Here is a 22496-nt window from a genome sequence, read left to right as displayed (position 1 = left end):
GTCTTTTGGAGAAACCCCCCTTGAACGCGATCTTCGGTTCCCGCCGTCCTGCCCGTCTGCGCACCCTGGCCCTGGCCGGTCTGACCACCGCGGGTGCCGCGGCCGCCGCCGTGACCCTGATGCCGTCTTCTGCGTTCGCCGCCGACGCGCACGTCACCCACACCGCCACCGCGTCGCACGCCGCCGCGAGCACGAAGGCCTCCGGCGACCTGGACGGCTGGATCAAGCAGTCGCTGGCCATCATGAAGGCCAAGCACATCCCGGGCAGCTACGACGGGCTGAAGCGCAACATCATGCGCGAGTCCGGCGGCAACCCCAACGCGCAGAACAACTGGGACGTCAACGCGCAGAAGGGCATCCCCTCCAAGGGCCTGCTCCAGGTGATCGACCCCACCTTCAACACCTACCACGTGGCCGGCACCGCCCACAGCGTGACCGACCCCGTCGCCAACATCACCGCGGCCGCCAACTACGCCGCCCAGCGCTACGGTTCCATCGACAACGTCAACTCCGCGTACTGAGCCGGCGCGCCCCGCACGCGCAGCCGCGACGGCCCCCGACCGCACCGGTCGGGGGCCGTCGCCGTGCGGCGGGCCGCCTACTGCCCGGTCGGCACCGAACCGGGGGAGGCGGTCGGGGCCCTGCGCAACCGGGCCAGGTCCCGGCCGGTGCCCGGACCGGAAGCGCCGCCCGTCCGGACGGCCTGACGGAACGTACCGCTCGTGCCCGTGCCGGGGTCGCCGGTGCCGCCGCCTCCGGTGCCCGGCGGCTCCGGGACAAAGACCGTGTCGGACCGCGCCGACTCCATCTGCCCGTTGACCGCCGTCACCGCGAACTCGAAGTTCCAGTTGCCGGGGAAGAGGAAGGCGATGCCCCGCTCAGGGGCGTCCGAGATGGTCTCGTCGGACAGCCAGGGGTTGCTCGTCGTGCGGTTGCGGTACCAGACGCGGTATCCGGCGGCCTGCGGGGAACCGCTCCAGTCGAGCTGCACCGTCGTGGCGTCCACGGACTTGATTCGCAGATCCGTCGGGACCGGCGGCCTCTTGCCGTTGACGGTGACGGGCCGGGCGATGGCGGGCATACCGCCGCCCACCGTGTTCCAGGTGGCCACCGCGACCAGGTAGTGATGGTCCGGGGTCAGCCCGGCGATGTGCGCCGAGGTGCCGCGCACCGCCGTGCTCTGCAGGACGGCGCCCGGCGTGTCCTTGTCCAGGGTGATGATCTCGTAGCGGTCCACGCTGTCGCTGTAGGGCCCCGTGGCAGGCTCCCAGGAGACGTCCACGCCGTCCATGGTGGGGGTGGTCAGGACAGGCGTGGGTGCCGCCGCGGTGTGCGGGTGTGCGGTGGCCCGGACGATGGGGGACCACGCCGAGGTGCCGTCGTCCGCGTCGTCGACGCGGACGGAGTACTCCCATTCCCAGCCGTCCTGGGTCCAGGTCGTGTCGTAACGGTTCGCCTGGACCGGGGTCTCGGTCCAGGCGGTGGCACCCACCAGCCGGGAGCGGACCGTGTAGCCGCGCGCGCCGTACACCCGGTCCCAGGTCACCGTGACACCCAGGTCGCTGGAGACGGCCCGGACGTTCGCCGCGACGCCCAGCGGGCGATCCGGTACCGAGGGAGGCACGTCGGGGACGATCTGGCCGATGCCGTACCGGTCGTGGAGGGTGGTCTCGAAGGCGTGCGCGATCTGGAACTCCCCGAGCGCGTCGGGGTGCAGACCGTCGTAGCCGGCGGGGCACGCGTCACGGGCGCAGGTGTAGTTCCCCGACCAGTTCACGAGCTGGACCGGGGAGACGGGGGTGCTCCACAGCGGGACGGCCTGGCGCAGCAGCAGGTCGTACTCGGTGGTGCTGAGCGGCAGGTCGTCCCGGCCGCCGATGTACGTGCGCTGGGGGACGTCCGCGACGGCGAACTTCACGTCGGGACGGGCGACCCGCGCCTCGTCCACGAACGTCTTCATGCTGTCGAGCGTGCCCTGCGCGCCGCTCACGAACCAGCCCATGTCGTTGAAGCCGAGGCCGACGAGGATCATGTCGGGCTTGTACTGCTCGACGATGCCGCGGATCAGCTTCTTGTCCTGCATCGCCTGACGGCCCCAGACCCCGAAGTGGTCGCTGTCGAAGGCCGGGTCGACGCCCGCCGCGTAACCGCCGGAGGTGTCCGGGTTGTCCAGCGAGGCACCGGGGACCTCGCCCTGCAGGGCGGGCCGCGCCGGGGGCTGCGGCTGGGCCTGTGCCTTGGTGCCCTTGTACGGCCCGACGAAGTCGACGTCGATACGCTGGTCGTGGAACCACTTCCAGAGGCGGTAGCGCCAGGTCCAGTCGCCCTCGTACCCCTGCGTCATCGAGTCGCCGACCACCATGACCCGCAGGGGCGCGTCGGCTCCTCCGATGCCCCGCTCGAGGTCTTGCAGACGGCGCAGCAGCGCCGGCACCATCTCGCTCAGGCGGTCGCTGATGTACGTCAAGGGGTTGCCGAGGTTGCCGATCTTGGCGGCGAAGCCGCGCAGGCTGAGCTGGAGCCCGGTGACGAAGGTCCCGGCGGCGTCGCTCGCCCACTTGACCAGGTAGCCGGAAGCGGCTCCCGACACCGCGCCCCAGAAGGCCGCGCCGAGCAGGGCGCCCCAGGTGTCCGGGTCCCCGAAGGACGCGTGGTCGAAGGCCGCGTTCATCGCTTCGGTGACGAACGCGCCGGTCGCGCCTCCGACGCCCAGGCAGACGGGGGCGGCGAGCGGAGCCCCGGGAGCGGTGAGGGCGAGGCAGAGGGCGCTCGCCCCGATGCCCACGGCCCAGCCGACGCCGTTCGCGAGGAACTTCTGCCACCAGGTGGCGCTCGTGCCGATCTCCGCCGTCGGCAGGACGAGAACGACGCTGTCGCCCGTGGCCGTGATCCGGCCGTCGTATGCGCCGGCGTCGGTCGCCGGGTAGAGCCCCACCGCGTTGTCCCGCGCGTGGTCGTAGAGCGCCTGGGCGAGGGTGTGCCCGGAGTCCTGGTCGGCCTGGACGGCTGCTACCGCGTCCTGGGCCAGGGCGCGGGTCTCGTCGCGGCGCTCCGGCACGTGGTAGTCGAAGGCGACGACGAGGTCACTGTCGCTGTGGGCGAGCGTGCGCAGTGAACCCGCGTCCCCGGCGCAGCCCATGCGGATGCTCATGGCCGGGGCGTCGGCCGTGGCCTCGAACGAGGTGGCGTGCGCCGCGCACGCCGCGCCGGTGTCCTGTCCGCTCGCAGCGGTCGCCGACGCGGGGCCCGCGCCGAGCGCGGACCCGGTCACCACCATGGTCAGAGTGAGCAGCAGTATCACCAGGTGATCGGTGAGAGCGCGGCGCGGGCCGACCCTGCGCCGTGTTCTCGCTGATCTGTGTAACGCACGCATCGTGAACCGTGTTTCCTTCCGGATCGTCAAGAGGTGGCACCGCCGGGGTGAACGCTTGGCGGGGGCGCGCGACGGGACACACCTTGCGCGCGCTGCCGGGCCCCGGAGGAGAGTCCTCGGGGGCCTTCCTGACAACCGGTCTCCGCACACATCCGCCCCGCGCCGCAGCACAGAGAGCGCACCGACCGGCGTCGTGATCATCATCGCTCCTCGGAGCGCGCGCCGGAACGCCCTCCCGCGAATCAGGCACGGACTCCGTGAGCGGCTTTGACCCCGATGACGTGCGTCTGCCGGAAGATGTACCGGTTCCTGTTGGCGGACTTGGCCGGAAGCAGCGCGAAGTCACAGCTGGTGCGGAGTCGTCGCCGAGGGGACGCGAGGCCACCTCGCCGGCGATCCTTCTTCGGCGGCCTGAGCTGTCACCGGCTCGACGACACCTGGCGCCCGTGAGGAACTCGGAGGATCACCGGGTCCTGAACCGGCGGAAGAGGTTGCGGGCCACGTACACGCCCGGGCCGCCGAACCCGACGATGTCGACGCGTCCGTCACCGGTGATGTCGGCGAGGAAGCGCGGGTGGCGGTCGACCCGCCAGGCGCCCGAGTCGTCGTTGTACCCGAAGCCACGGCTCACCAACTGGGCCTGGTCGAAAAGACCGTCACCGCGGTTGTGGGCCACCCAGACCCCTTCGTCGCCGAAACCGACGATGTCCGGGTGGCCGTCGCCGGTGACATCGGCGAGGAACCGGAGGTGTTTGCCGCCGGTCCAGCCCTGGGCGTGCCCGAAGTCGTTCAGGACGAGCCGCGGGGGTTCGAACGTGCCGTCGCCGCGTCCGCGTGCGACCACGACGCCCTGAGGGCCGAACCCGACGAGGTCCACCGCTCCTTCCCCGACGGTCGGCATCAGGAACCGGGGGTGCTCCTCGGCCGATGTCCACCCCTGGTCGGTTCCGAAGTCGTCGAGGACGTAGAGCGGTTCGGCGAACGTGCCGTCCTCGTCCTGGAGGGACACCCACACGCCGTCGTCGTGGCAGCCGACGATGTCGGTGCGCCCGTCGCCGGTGGTGTCGGCCAGGAAGCGGGGGTGCCGGTCGGCCAGCCAGCTGCCCGCCTTCTCACCGCGGCCGAACGCCCGGAGGACCGGTTCGTCGGGGAGCGGGGCGAACGTCCCGTCCTCGTCCTGGAGCGAGGTCCAGACGCCGTCGTCGTGGAAACCGACCAGGTCGAGCCTGCCGCCACCCGTGGTGTCGACCAGGAAACGAGGGTGCTGGTCGGCGAGCCACCCGCCCGCCCCGTCACCGTGACCGAACGCCTTGAGAACCGGCTTGCCGCCCGCGGGCGTGTACGTACCGGTCTCGTCCGCTGTGGCCACCCGGACTCCGTCCGCAGCCAGCAGGACGACGTCGGGCCTCCCGTCGCCCGTCGTGTCCGCGAGGGTCCACAGGTCCTTGGGGCTCGCGGACTGCGCCGCCTGGTGCAGGACTCGCTCGTCGTCGAAGGTGCCGTCACCCCGGCTGGACGCCCTCACGGCGCCCTTCCCGGGTTTCAGCCCCACGATGTCCGCCCGCCCCGCTCCCCCGGTGTCGGCGAGGAACCGCGCGCCGAGCCCGGCCCACCAGCCCGGCTGTCCCCCGCAGGGGCGGTGCGTCCCTTCGGTCTTCCAGCCCCCGGCGTCCTGGTCGCTGCCGAACCCCCTGAGGACCAGCAGCAGGTCGCTGAAGGAGGGCGTCGCCCCGGGCGCCGGACGCAGCGACGTCGAAGGGGCCAGCCGCCAGGACCGGCGTCCGTTCCAGTGGCTCAGCGCGGACCAGCTGAGAGCGAGGTCGCTGGTGCGCTCGGGCTCGGCCGTCACGAACCGCCAGCGCTGGCTCCGCGCGTTCTCGTCGTACTCACGCAGGGCGACCCGGATGTCTTCCCCGCCGGAGCCGGCGAGGTCGAGCACGGTGTCGTCGGTCGCGTTCTCGATGCAGTGGAGGCCCGGTTCCCCCTCGACGGGGACCACGCGCCACTGCTGGCTCTTCTTGCCGGCGGCGGCGTTCCCCTGGCGCACACCACGGTCGGCCGCCGCGGGATTGTCGAGTACCTTGCCGCCGGCCACAGCGCGGATGGCGTACGACTGGTCGTCCTGGCCGCCTTGGGCCGGAACGGGGATGAGCTGCCACTGGTCGGGATCCGGGCCGCCGTCGGGAAACGTGCGGACCACGAGGCCTCCGTCCGCGGGTGTGGTGCCGACAGCGAGGGTCTTCCCCGTGGCGTCGTTGATGATCTGGAGCTTCAGTTCTTCCGTGGGCACGGGCATCGTGGTGCCTCTTCCAGGCTGCGCGGGCGGTGACTCGGGGCGGATGCGGCGCGGCGGTGGCCGCTGCTCACGTGAAGACGTGGTGGTAGGGGACGTTCCACTCGCTGGGCAGCCGCGGGTAGAAGGTGTTGATGACCGTTCCGGTGAAGTCCCCGCCCCAGTTGTAGGTGAGGCGGACTTCGCTGTCGGCCGCCACCGCGTGGTCCTTGAAGCCGAGGATGGTGTCGGGGTGGGTGATCGGCACGAAGGTGATCCCGCCCCACGGCGTCACCGTGACGACCCAGAGCTGGGTGTCCTCGGGGGTGCCGTTCTTGCCGCGCCACAACTCGCCCACTTTGTCGGGCAGACCGACCTGAACGGTGTCGGCGGTGCTCTTGGGGGCGTCCTGGTGGACGGTGATGCGCCTGCGCTGCGGCTTGGGCGCACCGTCGTCGCCGCGCCCGGCGGCGGCGTCGGCCGCACCGGCCGGCTTGGGCGTCACCTGGCCCGCGGCGCTCTCGATGACGTACAGCGGTCGCTGCCCGAAGAAGCCCGCAGGGGTGATGTACCAGAGGTGGCCCTGCGCCTCCTTCACGGCCGGGTCGAGCGAGGTGGCCAGCTTGACCCCCTTGTCGTGGCTCGTCTCCTTCAATTCGGTCGGCCGCAGGTAGCCGCCGTTGAAAGCGTGTACCAGCATGACCGGCCGATTCTCGACGAGTGCCGCCACGGTGGCGTTGTCATAACTGTTCACCGCCACCGGGCCGCCGACCACCAAATTGGACATCATCGTGCGTTCCTGCGTGTACATCGCGGATTCCTCACCTGGACTGGATGGGGAGAACAATGCTCCGGACACTCGGATGTCCGAAAGCATGGGGATGGCCGAATCGAGAACGGGGTCCTCGACAACGATCGAGGTCACACTAGCCAAGGGCGGCGACTACGGAAAGTCATCGATCGAGTGAAGTGAGGTAATTCGGGTCCTCACCCGCCGAATTCAGCGGGCTCGCACCGAACCCTCATCACTCGATTGAGTGTGATGTACAGATACGTCTTCCCGGCGATTTCAACGCCGTGCTAATTTCGCCTGCCGGAACGTGCGCGAATTTTGTTTTTTCCACCGAGCGCGATACATCCGGAATGATCAGAGGACGGGTAGATGCCTTCCAACGCGTACAGCCTGGTGCAGGCCAAGCGTCAGCCCCTGACGAAGAAGAACCTCCGGGAACTCGACATCGAACAGACCTGGCAGTCCATCCTGGGCCACCCCGGCCTGGTCTACGTCGATCCCTCCGGCGTGAAGCACAAACCCATCGGCTTCTCCGTGAACAAGTCGAGCTTCGGCTCGTTCCCGGGCAACGCCTTCCAGCTCGGCTGGCTCGCCTACATGAACCTCGGAGAGCCGCTGATCGAGGTGCGCGGCGACATCGGCCAGCCTCCGCCCGACACGTTCTCCTCGCGCACCTACGTCAACCGCAGCCAGGCCGAGATGACCTTCACCGACTCGGTCGACTTCACCGTGTCGAACGGGGTCACCTGGTCGCTCCACGGAGACGCGAAGCTCACGTTCGGCGGCAGTGTCGGCGCGTCGCTGCAGCTGCAGCTGCAGAATCAGCTCCGCCTCGACCTCCAGTCCCAGCTGCAGGCGTCGTGCCAGAACGGGACCGCGAACAAGAACTCGAACACGGTCACCAACAAGAACAGCAAGGACAGTGTCGGGGTCGACAACGCCAACACCAGCGAGACGTCCGCGAGCAGCTCCGCGACGAACTCCTCGTCGAACGGGATGACGAACTCGGTGGGGTTCACCACCTCGGGCAGCGCCACCGGCAACGCCTCGCTCAACGCCCAGCTGGCCCTGGGCATCGCGGCCACGGTGGGCGGCTCCCTGACCACCAGCTGGGCGTCGAAGTCGCAGATCTCCGGGAAGGTCCCGCCGAACTCCCGCGTACAGACCATGGTGACGCAGCGGCGCACCCGCAAGCAGTACACCTACGAGATCCCGGTGACCTTCTCCGGTCTGATCGCGGTGCAGTACCCCGTGCCCGTGGCGGTCCTGTCTCCCCCGCAGAGCAAGACCTACCCCGGCCTCGACCATCTCGTCGCCCGCGACATCGGCGACATCGACCTGGCACCCGGCGGCTTCCGCATGAAGGGTCTGGCCGAGGTCGTCTCCGCCCTGGAGATCCACCACACGATGCTCGACGGCGAGAGCCTCGCCGTCAGCCAGCAGACGCTGCACAAGCAGCCCTGACCGCGCGGCGCCGCCGCCACGACGACCAGAGGTGACGACCATGGTGTTCGACAACATCTTCAACTCCGCGGGCAAGGGCGCGGGGCTCTTCTCCGTGACCACCGACGGCACCAAGCCCCGGCCGGGCGCCGGCGTCGACTTCGAGGACGCCGACGACGAGACGTACGACGACACGATCCCCAGCCTGTTCAGCAGTGCCATCCACGGGGCCTCCTCCCGCGCGAGCATCGTGCGTGAGCAGTCCCCGGAGGCGCGGGCCGTCCTGGGCTTCCTCGGCTCCTTCATCCAGGCCACCAGGGAATCGGCGGGTACGCAGGCCCAGTTCGCGACAGACCCCGGCTCGGTGTCGGCGGCGGCGTCCGCCGGCATGCGGGAGTCGAGTACCACGGTGACCGACGACCTCGGTCTGAAGAAGGACGAGGACCTGGAGGACAGGCCCAGGAAGAGCGATTTCAGCAAGCCCCCCAAGGCCCCGGACGCGCCGAAGGCCCCGGAAGCCCCCCAGGCTCCCAAGCCGACCGCGGACAAGCCGCCCCAGGCGAAGTGATACCCGGTTTCCGAGGGGTCAGGGGCGAGTAGGCCCCTGACCCCTCGCGCGTCACACGGGGAGCAGCTGCCACTGGCGGTCTCGGCGGTCGCCGTCCGCTCCGTCCTGCTTGACCGACGCGCGGGCATTGGTGTCCACCCGCAGCAGCAACCCGCTCTTCTGGTTGGCGATTTCATAGACCTGAGAGGCACCGTCCTGGGAGCCCACCGGGATCAGCCTCCAGTGCTGGTGGTGTGCTCCGCCGCCCTCGTAGGACCGTTGCACGACCACCGCGCCGGACATTTCCTGCGCTCCCAGGACTTCGAGGACCTTGCGGCTGCGCACGTTCTCGATCCGGTACAGGATGTCGCCGTCGTCCTGGCCCGCCGCGACCAGCCGCCAACGCTGGTGGTCGCGGGGGCCTGCCAGGGTCTGGTGGATCTCCGCCCCGTCCTTGATGGACTCGCGCAGGACCCCCATCCGCAGCCTGCTGCGGACGTTGGCCCAGGAGACCACGGTGCCGGACTCGGGCAGCCCGGCAAGCTTCCCCGACGCGATCTTGCGGACCCTGTTGTTGGTGAAGTCAGCGATGTAGAGCGTGTCGACGCAGTCCACAGCGAGCGCGATCGGCTTGTCCAACTGGGCCGAGGCAGCCGGGCCGTCGTCACCGCCGAACCCGGCGGCACCGGTACCGGCGACCGTGCTGATCGTCCCGTCGGCGGCCACCCTGCGGACGCGGTTGTTGCCGTAGTCGGCGATGTAGAGGTCACCGGCGCTGTCCACCGCCACCCCGGTCGGACCGCTCAGCTTCGCCGAGGCAGCCGGGCCGTCGTCACCGCCGAACCCGGCGGCACCGGTACCGGCGACCGTGCTGATCGTCCCGTCGGCCGCGACCCTGCGGACGCGGTTGTTGCCGTAGTCGGCGATGTAGAGGTCACCGGCGCTGCCCAGCACGACCGCGTGCGGGCCCTTGAGCTGGGCTGAAGTCGCCGGACCACCGTCTCCCCGGTAGGCCCCGGTCCCGTTGCCCGCGACGGTGGTGATCGTCCCGTCGGGCGTGATCTTCCGGACCCGGTTGTTGTAGTAGTCGGAGACGTACACCGTGCCCGTGCTGTCCACCGCCACGCCGAACGGTCCGCTCAGCCGGGCGGCCGTGGCCGGGCCGCCGTCACCGGCGAAGCCGGCGGTACTCGTGCCGGCCACGGTGGTGATCGTCCCGTCGGCCGTGATCTTCCTGACCCGGTTGTTGCCGGCGTCCGCGATGTAGACGGCGTCCTCGCCGTCCACCGCGACTTCGCGCGGCGAGTTCAACTGGGCCGATGCGGCGGGACCGTTGTCGCCGCTGAATCCGGCGCGGCCGGTTCCCGCGACCGTGCTGATCCGGCCATCGGTCGTGATCCTCCTGACCCGATGGCCGGCGAACTCACAGACGTAGACGGTGCCGGTGCTGTCCACCGCCATCCCGTAGGGGCGGTTCAACTGTGCCGCGACGGCACGATCGCTGTCCCCCGCGGACCCTGCTGCCCCGGTCCCCGCAACGGTGTTGATCGGAGGGGCGGACTGCCCGTCACCTGTGGGTGCCGCAGTACTCATCGTCTTCCCTTCGCCGTTCACCAGCCGGCTGCTACAGCCGGTCATCGCTCGGTACCAGAAAGTCACAGGGTGGTGAAGGTTGGCAAGATCACTTACGAGTGATTGGCGCGGAGGGCGGGACCGGGTCCTCCGCCCGCCTCGGGCGGTCGGTCCGATCCCCTGCCCCAGCTGGACCTTCCGTGTCACGAGAGGGGCGGCGCCCGGCGCGCGTCGTCTCCTGGCGCACCCCAACAGACCGGCGGACGGAGAGGCATCCCTCGAGGAGTGCCCCAGCGGCCCCGGCAGGCAGGTGCCGTTCTGCCCGCCCGGCCGCCGCGCGTCGCACTCCGGGCGCGTCAGGGGGAGGGACATGGGCAGACCGGGGCTTTCCCGCGGCCCTTGCCGGAGAGGGCGAGCAGAAGCAGGGTGCTCATTAACTCGGTGGCGTGGAAGGGACGTTACCCGAGAGCATGCGGCCCATGACTGAGCAGCCCGCGCGATGGACCGACGCGACCGTCTACCCCGACATGTGGACCGATCCGGACGACGACCCGCGTGAAGGTCCCAGCCCGGAGGGCGAGTCGGCGACCCTCCAGGACTACCTGTCCAACTACCGCCTCACCCTGCGGATGAAGTGCGAGGGCCTGGACGCGGCGCAGCTCGCGCTCCGGTCCGTCCCGCCCTCGACCATGTCGCTCCTCGGACTCGTCCGGCACCTCGCCGAGGTGGAGCGGGACTGGCGGAACTGGATCAGTGAGGGTGAGCCGCTGCCGAAGCTGTACGGCGTCCGGGACGCGGACTTCGACGGGGCCGTCGGCGAACAGGCCGTGGTGGAGCAGGCGTTCCGTGACCTGGAACGGGAACAGGCTGCCACAGACGCCGCGTTGGCCGAGCACGCCGATCTGGGAGCGCGTGTCGGCAAGGCGGACATCGCCGTGCGGGAGCTGCTGGTGCACCGCGTCGAGGAGTACGCGCGTCACTGCGGGCACGCCGATCTGCTGCGGGAGCGGATCGACGGGAGGGTGGGACAGTGAAGCCCGCCACCCGGTAACCTCCCCCACGTGAACACCGGATCGGCGTCGAGCCACGCACAGGACGGTCAGCCGGTGGACGGCTGACTGCCCGGGGGCCTCCGGGACGCGCGTATGTCATCGCGTCCGAGTCAGAGCCCACCGTGAGGTCAGTATGTCCGTAGCGTTCAACCACACCATCGTCGCCGCCAAGGACCGTGAGGAATCGGCCCGGTTCTTCCGGGAGTTGCTGGAGGTGCCCGAGGCGCCGTCCTGGGGGCCGTTCGTCAATGTGCAGCTCGGTGATGGCGTGCTGCTCCAGTTCGCCGAGCCGCCGGTCGAGATCCAGATGCAGCACTACGCGTTCCTCGTCGACGACGAGCTGTTCGACCGGGCCTACCGGCGGCTCCGGGAGGGTGGGGTCGTGCACTGGGCCGATCCGCAGATGCGGCGGCCCGGCGAGATCAACCACGAGCACGGCGGGCGGGGTGTGTACTTCAAGGACCCCGCCGGGCATGCGATCGAGTTGATCACCCGGCCGTACCTGTAGCGCACCGGCCGGGCACCCCGAGCGGACAGCGCGGGGTGCCCGGCCGCAGCTTCACTGCCGGTAGGGGGCCATCTGTCGCACCGTGACCCGGTCCAGCCGCACCGAGCCCTCCTCGGCGAACGCCCGCACCCCGTCGGAGGCGGGGTCGGGGAACACCAGGTCGGTGATGGTCGCCTCGCCGTCGCCCCCGTACACCTCGACCGAGGACCAGTCGACGAGTACCCGGAGCCGGATCTTGCCGTCGTGCGGCTTGAGCGGGGCCCGCTGCACTCCGGGGAACGACGGGCTGAAGTCCGTCACCCCGGAGTGGGTGCGGTCGACGTACATCTCGCCGGTCGTGCGGTCGTAGCCGACGACGGTCTCCTCGCCCCCGCTTCCCGTGCGGACCTTGAGGCCGAAGCGGGCGGCGTCGCGGACGGAGAAGGTGGCCTCGATGTCGAGGGCGTCGCCCTTGGCAGGGAGCGGGCGGGAGGTGCCGGCGAGGGTGAGGCCCGTCGTCGTGGTGGGCCGGCGCCACAGGGTGGAGAGCGCCGGCACCGGCTCGCTCGTCAGGCGGACGCGGCCGTCGACGGTGCGGAGCGTCAGACGGCGGGGGACCGTCTGGGCGCTGCGCCAGGGGGTGGTGGGGGTGGCGCCGGCGTAGTCGAGGCCGGCCATCCAGGCGATCATGTACCGCTGGCCGTCAGGGGCGTCGTTCCAGGTCACGGCCGCGTAGTGGTCCTTGCCGTAGTCGACCCATGAGGCGCGGTCCACGGCGGAGCGGGCGGGTGCCTGGGCCTCCGTGAAGCTGTCGGCCATGATGTGCCCCCAGCCCCCGGTGTTGCGGTCGACCAGCTGGACGCGTGCGGTGCGGCCCTGGTAGGGGCGCAGGTCGAAGGAGGCCCAGTCCATCGCCTCGCTGTCGGGGCCGGTGACGCTGCGGACGGTCTGGCCGTCGACGACCAGGTCGACGGCCGTCTCCTGGGTGAGGGGCTCGGCGCGGGTGTCGGAGAGGACCAGGTGGTCGACGTTGAGGTGGCCCCAGCGGCCGGTGTTGTCGTCCACGATCCGGATGCGGGCCCGTTCGCCTCTGAGGTCGCGGACGTCCCAGGAGGACCAGTCGAGCGCCTCGGCGTCACGGCCGGTGGTGGTGCGTACCGTACGGCCGTCCACGACGAGTTCGACGGCGGTGCGGTCGGGGGACGCGGCGGGGTGGCTGCCGCCGCCGACGAGGAAGTCCAGGTAGTCCTTGTCGAGGGTGAACTCGGGTGAGGTGAGCGTGCCGGTGGCGGTGTCCCCGCCGCGGTAGGTGTTGACCAGGCCGCCGCCCAGCCAGCCGGAGACCTGCTGCTGATCGGGGAGGGTGCCGGTGGCCGGCGCGGTGCCGAAGGCGTCGCCGGTGGCGGTCCAGTCGCCGTACGTGCCGCCCTCGAAGTCGGCGAGGACGGTGCCCTCGGGGGTGGGGCCGCGGTCCACGGCGGTGCCGGGTTCGTGCGGGTGGCGGCCGCCGCCGACCTTGAAGTTGAGGTACGGCGTGCGCACGGTGAAGCCGGGTGAGGTGAGGGTGCCGGTGCTCGGGTCGCCGCCGTGGAAGCTGTTGGCGAGTCCCGTGCCGTCGAACCCGGTGACCGTCTGCTGGCCGTCCACCGCGCCGGACGCCGGTCCCCCGCCGAAGGCCGTGCCGGTGGCCGTCCAGTCGCCGAAGCCGGCCGCCTCGAAGTCCTGGACCGTGGTTCCGGCCGGCGGGGTGTAGCTGCCGTCGTCGTCGGGGGTGAACCGGGTGCCGTCGAAGTCGCCGGTGAAGTACTGGGTGCCCGAACCGCCCGCGACCGCACCGGGGTTGACGTTGGTGACCAGGACCCACTTGATCTGGCGCGGGTTGCCGTCGACGGCGAGGGGGAAGAGGTCCGGGCACTCCCAGACGCCGCCGGTCGCGCCCGCCGGGCCGAAGTCGCTCAGCAGCGTCCAGTCCTTGAGGTTCCGGGAGGTGTAGAAGCGGACCTTGCGCTCGGTGGGCAGCGCGACCGTCATCAGCCAGCTCTTGGTCGGGGCGTACCACTGGACCTTGGGGTCGCGGAACTCGGTGGAGCCGATGTCCAGTACGGGGTTGCCCTGGTACTTGGTCCAGGTACGGCCGCGGTCGGTGCTGTAGGCGAGGGACTGGGCCTGCTTGCCGCCGTTCTTGTAGGCGCTGGTGTAGACGGCGACCATCGGGGGGTTGCCCGGGGTGCCGAAGCCGCTGGTGTTGTTCCGGTCGATCACCGCGCTGCCGGAGAACACCATCTCCTTGTCGTCGTGGGACAGCGCGAGCGGAAGCTGCTTCCAGTGCACGAGGTCGGTGCTCACCGCGTGGCCCCAGGACATGTCGCCCCAGGAGTTGCCACCTGGGTTGTACTGGTAGAAGAGGTGGTATTCGCCCTGGTAGTAGACGAGGCCGTTGGGGTCGTTCATCCAGTTCTTCTCGGGGGTGAAGTGGAACTGGGGGCGGTAGGTCTCGGTGTAGGGCGGTGCGTCGGCGGCGGCCGCCGGCGGGGTGAGCGAGGCGGCCGCCAGGGCGCAGGCGGACAGTGCCGCCGCGATCAGCCAGGCGCGGGCGTGCCGCGCTCCGGGTACGGAGCTCATGACATCTCCTGTGCTGCGGTCGGCCCCGCGGCGGAGCGTGGTGCGCGGGGCGCACGGGTCCGGGAGGAGGTGGGCAGGCCGCCGGTGCCGTCGTCCCCGGCGTCGGCGAGGATGTCATCGTTGACTCATGTCATCGATGACAGCGAGCGGGTGGGTCGATGATGCGGCAGGGACCGGGGCGCGTCAACGGTTCGCGCGCGGGCGCTGGTTGGCCGGTTCACGGCGTACGGCAGAAGCCGCCGGCGTTGCCGATTTGTGACAGGTCCAGGGCATTGACGGCGCCCTGAGGGTCCGTCCATAGTCCTCGCCATGCCGTGTCAACGATGACATAAGTCAACGATGACACCTCGGGACGGCATGCTCCGATGCCGGCCGCGCCGCTCGCAATCCCGCAGGAGTCGTTCATGTCTCGCTATCCTCGCCCGCACCTGTCCCTGCTGAGAGTCGCCGCGTGTACGGGCGCCCTGGCCCTGGCCGTCACGGCGTGCGGCTCAGGCTCCGGAGCGGGGTCGGCCAAGCCGGGTTCGGGCGGCGTCAAGGTCGGGCTGATCACCAAGACCGACACCAACCCGTTCTTCGTGAAGATGAAGGAGGGCGCGGAGCGGTCGGCCAAGGAGAACGGCGCCCAGCTCCTCACCGCGGCGGGCAAGTTCGACGGGGACAACGCCGGTCAGGTCACGGCCATCGAGAACATGGTGGCGTCCGGGGTGAAGGGCATCCTGATCACGCCGAGCGACTCCAAGGCGATCGTGCCCGCCCTGGCGAAGGCCCGCGCCAAGGGCGTCCTGGTGATCGCGCTGGACACGCCGACCGAGCCGCAGAGCGCGGTGGACGCGCTGTTCGCCACGGACAACCTCAAGGCGGGCGAGCTGATCGGCGCGTACGCCAAGGCCGCGATGAAGGGCGAGAAGGCGAAGATCGCCACGCTCGATCTGGCGCCGGGCGTCTCGGTGGGGGTGCAGCGGCACGACGGGTTCCTCAAGGGCTTCGGGGTCGGCGCCAAGGACCCGTCCGTGGTCTGCTCCCAGGACACCGCCGGTGACCAGGCCAAGGGACAGACGGCGATGGAGAACTGTCTCCAGAAGGAGCCGGGCATCAACGTGGTCTACACGATCAACGAGCCTGCCGCACTGGGTGCTTACACCGCGCTGAAGGCCAAGGGCAGGGAGAAGGACGTACTGATCGTCTCCGTGGACGGCGGCTGCACCGGCACCAAGGCGGTCAAGGACGGCAAGATCGCGGCGACCGCGCAGCAGTACCCGCTCAAGATGGCCGCCGAGGGCGTGAAGGCGGTGGTGTCCTACGCCAAGGACGGGAAGAAGGCGTCCGGTTACACCGACACCGGCGTCACTCTGATCACCGACAAGGCACAGTCCGGGGTGGACGCGAAGGACACCGCGTACGGCCTGGACAACTGCTGGGGCTGAGGCTCCGGTCCCCTCGACCGGGCGGCCGGCCCGGCCACTCCCCCGCCGGGCCGGCCGCCCCCGCTCTCCCGCCTTCCTGCGGACAACTCGACTGCCGGCAAGCCCTTTTCGACAAGGACGTCGTATGACCGCCACGACCACGCCGTACGCCGGGCTCACGGCGCCGAGCACGGCGCGCCGACTGCTCACGGCTCCCACCACCGGTCCCCTGGCCGCCCTCCTGATCGCCTGCGTCTTCTTCTCCTTCTCCACCGACCAGTTCCTGACCGGCGGCAACTTCTCCCTGATCGTGCAGCAGGTCATGGTCGTGGGCACGCTCGCCATCGGGCAGACCCTGATCATCCTGACGGCCGGGATCGACCTGTCCTGCGGGGCGGTGATGGCGTTCGGCAGCATCATGATGGCGCGGATGGCGGCCGAGGGCTCACTGCCGCCGCTGCTCGCCATCGGTCTGGGGCTGCTGGTGTGCGCCGGATTCGGGCTGCTGAACGGGGTGTTGACGGAGAAGGTCCCGCTGCCGCCGTTCATCGTCACCCTCGGCATGCTGAACGTGGCGTTCGCGCTGACCCACATCTACTCCGAGGAGCAGACGGTCACCGAGCTGCCCGGCCCGCTGACCGCGCTGGGCGGCACCTTCCCGCTCGGCCACACCGACATCACGTACGGATCGCTGGTCACCATCGCCCTGTTCCTGCTGTTCGCCTACGCGCTGAGCGGCACCGGCTGGGGCCGGCACGTGTACGCGCTCGGCAACAGCGTGGAGGCGGCCCGGCTGAACGGCGTCCGCACCTCCCGGCTCACCATCGGGGTGTACACGGTCGCCGGGCTGCTCTACGGGGTGGCCGCGCTGCTGCTCGTCTCCCGTACCGGCGTGGGTGATCCGCAGGCGGGTCAGACGGACAACCTCGACAGCATCACGGCCGTGGTCATCGGCGGGACCTCCCTGTTCGGCGGGCGCGGTTCGGTGCTGGGCACGTTCATCGGTGTGCTGATCGTCGGTGTGTTCCGCAACGGCCTCCAGTTGATGGGGGTCGCGTCCATCTACCAGACGCTGATCACCGGGGTCCTGGTGATCCTCGCGGTGACCGTCGACCAGATCTCCCGGAAGAGGGCCCGATGACCGCCGCCGACTCCCCCACGCCCGTCCTCCAGGCCCGCGGTCTGGTCAAGCGCTACGGCCAGGTGACCGCCATCGACGGCGCCGACTTCGATCTGCTGCCCGGTGAGGTGCTGGCGGTGATCGGGGACAACGGAGCCGGCAAGACCAGCCTCATCAAGGCGCTGACCGGGGCTCTCGTGCCGGACGCGGGCGAGATCCGGCTGAACGGCGAGCCGATCCGGTTCAGCGGGCCGCAGAGCGCCCGCGCGCACGGCATCGAGACGGTCCACCAGGACCTCGCGGTCGCCGCCTCGATGGACATCGCGTCCAACATGTTCCTGGGCCGGGAACTGCGCCGCCCCGGTGTGCTGGGCAGTGTCTTCCGGATGCTGGACAAGAAGCGGATGCGGCAGGAGGCCGCCGAGCACATGGCCGATCTCAAGATCGGCCTGCGCTCGCTCACCCAGGCCGTGGAGACGCTCTCCGGCGGGCAGCGGCAGGCGGTCGCCGTGGCGCGGTCGGTGGCCTGGGCGCGCAGCGTCGTGGTGATGGACGAGCCGACGGCCGCGCTCGGTGTGAAGGAGTCCGGCCAGGTGCTCGACCTCATCCGGCGGGTGCGGGACAGAGGGCTGCCGGTGGTGCTGATCAGTCACAACATGCCGCACGTCTTCGAGATCGCGGACCGTGTCCATGTGCACCGGCTGGGGCGCCGGGCGGCGGTGATCAAACCGTCGGAGTACTCGATGGCCGAGGTGGTCGCCATCATGACCGGGGCGCTCACGGTGGACGGGAGCGGAGGTACGGTCGTCGCGGACTCCGAGGCCGCGAAGGCCGCCGGGGTCCAGGCCACCTGACTTCCACGGCCCGGGGGTTCCCGGCCGGAGCCGACCAGCACAGGAGACGTGTCCCGCATGGCCGCGAACCGCCGACCCACCCTGGCCGATGTCGCCCGCGAGGTCGGGGTGAGCGCCAAGACGGTCTCCCGTGTCCTCAACGAGGACGGTCCCGCCTCGGCGCGCACCCGGGAACAGGTACTCGCGGCCGTGGCGCGGCTGGGGTTCCAGCCGAACCTGATGGCGCGCAACATCCGGGTGGGCGGCCCAGACACCACGATCGGGCTGGTCGTGCCGGACCTCGGCAACCCGTTCTTCGGGGCGGTGGCGGGCAGCATCGAGGACCGGGTGCGCGAGCGGGGGCTGACGCTGCTGATGGGGTCCTCGGCCGACGATCCGGACCGGGAGCGGGCGCTGACGGACAAGTTCCTGGCGCGCCGGGTCAGCATCCTGATGGTGGTGCCGTCGGTGGGCGCCGACCATGCCCATCTGCGGCAGCACCGGGCCGTGGGGCTGCCGGTGGTGTTCGTGGACCGGCCGGGGGCGGGGCTCGCGACGGACTGCGTGGTCAGCTCCAACCGCGAGGGCGCCCGCGCCGGGGTGACGCATCTGGTGGGGTACGGGCACCGCCGGATCGGGTTCGTCGGTGACCTGCCGAGGCGGCTCTACACCCGGCGGGAGCGGCTGGCCGGCTACCGGGAGGCGCTGCGGGACGCGGGGCTGCCCGACGACCGGCTGCTGATCGCCAGCGCCCACGACCAGCACGACGCGGGCGTGGCGACGGCCCGGCTGCTGGCCCTTCCCGATCCGCCGACCGCGCTGTTCGCGGGCAACAACATCGTGGCCCTCGGCGTGGTCGCGGAGCTGGCCCGCGGCGGGCGCAAGGACGTGGCGGTGGTCGCCTTCGACGACGTGGCACTCGCCGAGGCGCTGGAGCCCGCGCTGACGGTGGTGGCGCAGAACCCGGAGGAGATCGGCCGCACGGCGGCCGCCACGGCCCTCGCCCGCCTCGACGGTGACCGCTCCCGCGCCCGTACGGTCACGGTGCCGACCCGGCTGATCGTGCGGGGGTCGGGCGAGCAGCGGGTCAGCGCGCCGGCTTGAGCAGATGCGGCGCGTGCCGGCGTACGGCCTCGCGTATCTGCCTCATCGACGGGTTGACCATCGCGTTGCCCGCCACGGTGACGGTCGGGACGGTCTCGTTGCCGTCGGCCACCATGCGGACGTAACCGGCCGCGTCGGGGTCGCGCCAGATGTTGACCTCGGTGCGCGGGAGCCGGGTGAGCCGCAGCAGGAGCCGGAGCCTGATGCAGAACGGGCACAGCGGCCGCCAGTAGACGACCACGCCGTCCCGGTAGTCGGTCACGGTCTCCCCCTCGGTCGGTGTCGTTCGGTCCGAGCGTAGTGGAGGGCCCGCGCGGACGTCGCGCGGGCCCTCCTGCCTTGCGGATGGGGCTAGTTGAAGCCGACGGTCACCGGCTGACGGACGCTGGTCCTCGGGGTGGTGATCTTCAGGGTGCGGGTCTCGGTGTCCCACTGCCAGGCGGAGGGGGCGAGTGCGGTGCCGTTGGAGGTGACGCGGGCCGGAGGCTTCGTGAGGCCCTGGAAGGTGACCGTCCAGGTGCGGCGGCCCGGAAGGCCCTTGTAGGTGCCCTGGGTGGGGGCGATGCGCAGGGTGTGCCCGGTGTAGCTGATGCGGGTCGTGGCCGAGCGGTGGCGGGCGGGGGTGCTGACGCCGTCGTCCTCGTAGAGGGTGAAGGCGCCCGGCGCCCCGGTGGCGACGGTGACACCGACGCGGTCCAGCGGGGTGCCGGAGTCGTGGGCGGCGTCGCCGGCGCGGGTGGCGACGATGCCGCCGGCGCGGACGAACACCGGCATGGTGTCCAGGGTGGTCGGCACGTCGTACGAGGTGCCGCCGGTGCCCGCGGTGTAGCTGCGGCCGGTGAAGTAGTCGGTCCAGGTGCCCTCGGGGAACCACACGGAGGTGGTGGTGCTGGTCCCGGGCGTGGTGACGGGGGCCACCAGCATGTCGGGCCCGTACAGGTACTCGCTGCCGGCCCTGGTGTAGGCGGCCTCGTCCTCGGGGTGGTCCAGGTACAGCGGACGGACGATCGGTACGCCGGTGGTGGCGGCCTGCTGGGCGAGGGTGTACGTGTACGGGACGAGGGACTCGCGCAGCCGGAGGAACTTGGCGGCGGAGTCGCGGGCCGCGTCACCGTACTGCCAGGGCAGCCGGTCGCTGTGGTTGCTGTGCAGGCGGTCGATGGGCTGGAAGGTGCCGAACTGGACCCAGCGGGCGTACAGGTCGTCGGGCAGCTTGGTGGTGCGGTGGGTGCGGCCGTCGTCGGTGGTGTAGGTCTCGGCGCCGGGGATGCCGTGGCCGTCGTTGTGGCCGCCGATGTCGTGGCTGATGGCGGCCATGCCGGTGGCGGCGGACTCGCCCGGTGTGTAGCCGACCTCGGCGCTCAGGGTGCCCCAGGTGGAGGCGGTGTCGCCGGAGAAGTGGAGCGTGCTGCGCTTGTCGGCCCACGGGCCGGTGGGCAGGCCGACCCCACCGCTGTAGCCACCCGCCTGGAGGGAGCCGTAGGCGCGGGAGAGGACGAAGGCCCGCTCGGCGGTCTCGGCGGTCAGGCCGGCGTACTTCTGGTTGATCCAGGCGTCCGGGGTGACACCGGGCTGCGAGGAGCGGGAGGCGTCGCAGCACCAGTCCAGCCACCAGAAGTCGTTGCCGGCGCGGTCGAAGGGCCGGTGCAGATCGAGGTAGGCCCGCAGCTGGTCGGGGTCGCCGAAGTCGAAGGTACGGCACTCCGATCCGGCCGAGCCCGCGCAGCCGCCCTTGCTCAGCTTGCCCTTGGCGGTCTGCTGGGCCGCCGCGTACTGCGGGTCGGACTCCAGGATGCTGGGGTGCACGTTCAGGGTGTTGTGCAGGCCCTGCGCGGTCGACCAGTCGAAGAAGCCCTTGGGGTCGGGGTACTTGGCGGGGTCGAAGTTCCAGCCGCTCCAGGTGTTGGGCGCCTTGAAGTCGGTGTCGGTGACGAGCACGTCCAGCGGCACGCCGGCCGCGCGGAAGGCGGGCAGGAGGGTGTCCTGGTAGTCCTTGGCGGTGCGGTCGATGTACTCGGAGTACCAGACGCCGTAGGCCCAGCGGGGCAGCAGCGCGGGCGGGCCGGTCAGGGTGGCGAGGTCGGCGAGGCCCTGCTTGTAGTCGTGGCCGAAGCCGAAGAGGTAGCCGTCCTGGTAGGGCTTCCCGGCGTGTCCGGCGCGCGGGGTGGCCTTGCCGGTGTGGGCGTCGTAGACGGCGGAGGGCGTGTCGTCCAGCAGGTGCCAGCCGTCGCGGTGCAGCAGGCCGGGGGTGGTGCGGGGGCTGGGGTCGCGGTCCCCGTCGAGTCCGTCGAGGCTGCGGCGGTAGCCGCCGAGGGCGAGGTGCGGCTCGGGGGCGGGGTCGGCGGTGGCGGTGACGCCGAGGGTGTCGACGTTGACGTGGCAGCTCGTCGCGTCGGGGCAGGCGAGGGTGACGTCGTTGGCGCCGGCCTTCAGCTCCACCGTGGTGGCGGCGGTCTGCCAGGTGTCCCAGTTGTCGGTGGGGTCGAGGGTGAGGGTCGCGGGGGTGCCGGTGCCGGGGCGCACCTCCACGGTGCGCTTCTCATGGCGGCCGTCGCCGCCGGTGCCGTTGGCGTAGCGCAGGTGGAGGCGGTAGGTGCCGTCGCGGGGGACGTCGACCACGCGGCGGGTGAGGGAGGCGTCCTTGTTCAGCTCGGCGGCGAAGCCGTCGCCGGAGCTTCCCCGGTGGTCCGTGGCGATGATCGCGGAGCCCGCGAGGAGGCCGTCCTCGGCCTCGCAGCTCGTGCCGAACGCGCAGGCGGGGACGGCTGTGCGGTCGCGTGCCGGGTAGTCGGCGCCCGGCTTCACCAGGGCCGCGCTGTCGATGTTGACGCTGCCGGAGTCGGCGGCGGTGCGCTGGAGCCGTACGGTGTGGGTGCCGGCGCCCAGCGTCAGGGGCAGTCGTGCCACACTCCAGGTGTTCCAGTCGGCGGTGGCCGGGAGGCTGAACGTCCTGTTCGCGCCGCCGTCCACGGCGAGGCTGAGGGTGCGGGTCTCGCTGCGGCCGTCCGAGCCGACCGCGTTGGCGTAGCGGACGGCGTACTCGTAGGTGCCGGCCTCGGGTGAACGCATCTCCGTGGTCAGGGAGTTGTTCGCGACCTCGAAGCCCGCGAGGAAGCCCTTGCCGCTGTACCCGGTGTGGTCGGTGGCGACGCCGGGGCCGTCGTGGAGCTGGCCCTCGGCCTCGCACAGGGTGCCCACCGCGCAGTCGGGGCGCTGCCAGGGGCTCGCCTGCACCTGCTTCTGCCCGGCCTTGAGGCGCACGGTCAGGTTGTCGGCGGTGAAGGGACCGGAGCCCACCTTGTAGCGCAGGGTCAGGGCGCTGGTGGTGACGGTGAGGACGCCGTCCTTGACGGAGGAGGTGTAGGCGGGCGGCGTGAAGGCGCTCCGGCCGACGGCGTTGAAGGTGGCACTGTCCTCGAACTTGTCGTCCCCGGCGTACTCGGTACGGATCAGGGTCGGGGACAGCACCTGGAACCGGGCGCCCGGCACGGTCACGGTGGCCGAGCGGGCCTTGGCCGCCGGAGTGGCGGCGTCGGCGCCGACGGGGGCGAGGGCGACGCCCGCGCAGGCGAGGACGAGGGCGATGACCGGCCCGCGCGGCGGGCGGAGGGTACGGGGGAAGGGTGGTCGCACGGCACGCTCCAGGGGGCGGTGGCGCTCTCGCGAGCACGACGGACATGCGGAGACGACGGGTGCAGCGCAGATGCGATACAACGTTGTAAACACGGCTCCCCGGCATGAGAACATGCTCCGCTTTGCGGTGTCCAGATCCGGAACGGACAGCGTTGTCAGAGTAGTTGGCGTGAAGCGTGCGCGACGCGTGTTCCCTCCGGTTCCGTCTGTGGCTGCTTTTGGTGCTGTACAGCCCACCC

Annotated in this window: 17 protein-coding genes; 9 read left to right on the top strand and 8 right to left on the bottom strand. The window is 71.0% G+C overall.

Translation table 11 applies throughout. The features are described from left to right. Positions 1-20: 20 nt before the first annotated feature. A complete protein-coding gene (locus EV284_RS05730) occupies positions 21-521 on the top strand; it encodes a transglycosylase SLT domain-containing protein (RefSeq protein WP_130330826.1) in 501 nt (166 codons plus the stop codon). A 77-nt stretch (positions 522-598) separates the two neighbouring features. On the opposite strand, the gene EV284_RS05725 is transcribed toward EV284_RS05730, so the two are convergent. From EV284_RS05725 to EV284_RS05715, 3 genes are all read right to left on the bottom strand, one after another. Further along, entirely contained in the window at positions 599-3301 is a 2703-nt protein-coding gene (locus EV284_RS05725; RefSeq protein ID WP_130330824.1) for a fibronectin type III domain-containing protein, read from the bottom strand. A gap of 535 nt (positions 3302-3836) precedes the next feature. After that, complete coding sequence (locus EV284_RS05720) at positions 3837-5669, bottom strand: FG-GAP-like repeat-containing protein (RefSeq protein WP_130330822.1); 1833 nt, start codon at positions 5667-5669, stop codon at positions 3837-3839. A gap of 67 nt (positions 5670-5736) precedes the next feature. Beyond that, entirely contained in the window at positions 5737-6456 is a 720-nt protein-coding gene (locus tag EV284_RS05715) for a hypothetical protein (protein ID WP_130330820.1), read from the bottom strand. Positions 6457-6807: 351 nt separating this feature from the next. Between EV284_RS05715 and EV284_RS05710 the strand changes: the two genes are divergently transcribed. Further along, a complete protein-coding gene (locus EV284_RS05710) occupies positions 6808-7902 on the top strand; it encodes a hypothetical protein (RefSeq protein WP_130330818.1) in 1095 nt (364 codons plus the stop codon). A 40-nt stretch (positions 7903-7942) separates the two neighbouring features. After that, positions 7943-8449, top strand: coding sequence for a hypothetical protein (locus tag EV284_RS05705; RefSeq protein WP_130330816.1), 507 nt, complete (start codon positions 7943-7945; stop codon positions 8447-8449). A 51-nt stretch (positions 8450-8500) separates the two neighbouring features. Here EV284_RS05705 and EV284_RS05700 read toward each other — a convergent pair whose 3' ends face one another. Then, entirely contained in the window at positions 8501-10021 is a 1521-nt protein-coding gene (locus tag EV284_RS05700; RefSeq protein WP_130330814.1) for an RICIN domain-containing protein, read from the bottom strand. A gap of 449 nt (positions 10022-10470) precedes the next feature. Here EV284_RS05700 and EV284_RS05695 point away from each other — a divergent pair, with 449 nt between their 5' ends. Both EV284_RS05695 and EV284_RS05690 read left to right on the top strand, forming a co-directional pair. Then, complete coding sequence (locus tag EV284_RS05695) at positions 10471-11034, top strand: DinB family protein (RefSeq protein WP_130330812.1); 564 nt, start codon at positions 10471-10473, stop codon at positions 11032-11034. 151 nt (positions 11035-11185) lie between these two features. Further along, a complete protein-coding gene (locus EV284_RS05690; RefSeq protein WP_130330810.1) occupies positions 11186-11560 on the top strand; it encodes a VOC family protein in 375 nt (124 codons plus the stop codon). Between the two features lie 51 nt (positions 11561-11611). On the opposite strand, the gene EV284_RS05685 is transcribed toward EV284_RS05690, so the two are convergent. Together EV284_RS05685 and EV284_RS05680 are read right to left on the bottom strand one after the other, a co-directional pair. Then, positions 11612-14161 (bottom strand): GH32 C-terminal domain-containing protein, encoded by a 2550-nt coding sequence (locus EV284_RS05685; protein ID WP_130330808.1) that lies wholly within the window; start codon positions 14159-14161, stop codon positions 11612-11614. 217 nt (positions 14162-14378) lie between these two features. Then, positions 14379-14567: a hypothetical protein gene (locus EV284_RS05680; protein ID WP_130330806.1), complete on the bottom strand. Its 189-nt coding sequence runs from the start codon at positions 14565-14567 to the stop codon at positions 14379-14381. Here EV284_RS05680 and EV284_RS05675 point away from each other — a divergent pair. From EV284_RS05675 to EV284_RS05660, 4 genes are all read left to right on the top strand, one after another. Beyond that, positions 14566-15588: a sugar ABC transporter substrate-binding protein gene (locus tag EV284_RS05675; protein WP_130330804.1), complete on the top strand. Its 1023-nt coding sequence runs from the start codon at positions 14566-14568 to the stop codon at positions 15586-15588. The two genes, EV284_RS05680 and EV284_RS05675, sit on opposite strands and share 2 nt — an antisense overlap. A gap of 124 nt (positions 15589-15712) precedes the next feature. Further along, positions 15713-16708: an ABC transporter permease gene (locus EV284_RS05670; RefSeq protein WP_130330802.1), complete on the top strand. Its 996-nt coding sequence runs from the start codon at positions 15713-15715 to the stop codon at positions 16706-16708. Further along, positions 16705-17541: an ATP-binding cassette domain-containing protein gene (locus tag EV284_RS05665; protein ID WP_130330800.1), complete on the top strand. Its 837-nt coding sequence runs from the start codon at positions 16705-16707 to the stop codon at positions 17539-17541. Before EV284_RS05670 ends, EV284_RS05665 begins: the two co-directional genes overlap by 4 nt. A gap of 57 nt (positions 17542-17598) precedes the next feature. Then, a complete protein-coding gene (locus EV284_RS05660) occupies positions 17599-18624 on the top strand; it encodes a LacI family DNA-binding transcriptional regulator (protein ID WP_130330798.1) in 1026 nt (341 codons plus the stop codon). Here the strand turns inward: EV284_RS05660 and EV284_RS05655 are convergent. Together EV284_RS05655 and EV284_RS05650 are read right to left on the bottom strand one after the other, a co-directional pair. Continuing rightward, complete coding sequence (locus EV284_RS05655; protein WP_130330796.1) at positions 18608-18886, bottom strand: glutaredoxin domain-containing protein; 279 nt, start codon at positions 18884-18886, stop codon at positions 18608-18610. The genes EV284_RS05660 and EV284_RS05655 overlap by 17 nt on opposite strands. 89 nt (positions 18887-18975) lie before the next feature. Next, positions 18976-22257 (bottom strand): TIM-barrel domain-containing protein, encoded by a 3282-nt coding sequence (locus EV284_RS05650; protein ID WP_242625580.1) that lies wholly within the window; start codon positions 22255-22257, stop codon positions 18976-18978. Positions 22258-22496: the final 239 nt, after the last annotated feature.

The sequence above is a fragment of the Streptomyces sp. BK022 genome, assembly GCF_004217355.1.
Lineage (GTDB): Bacteria > Actinomycetota > Actinomycetes > Streptomycetales > Streptomycetaceae > Streptomyces > Streptomyces griseoluteus.
This window is presented reverse-complemented; position numbering and strand designations above follow the sequence as displayed.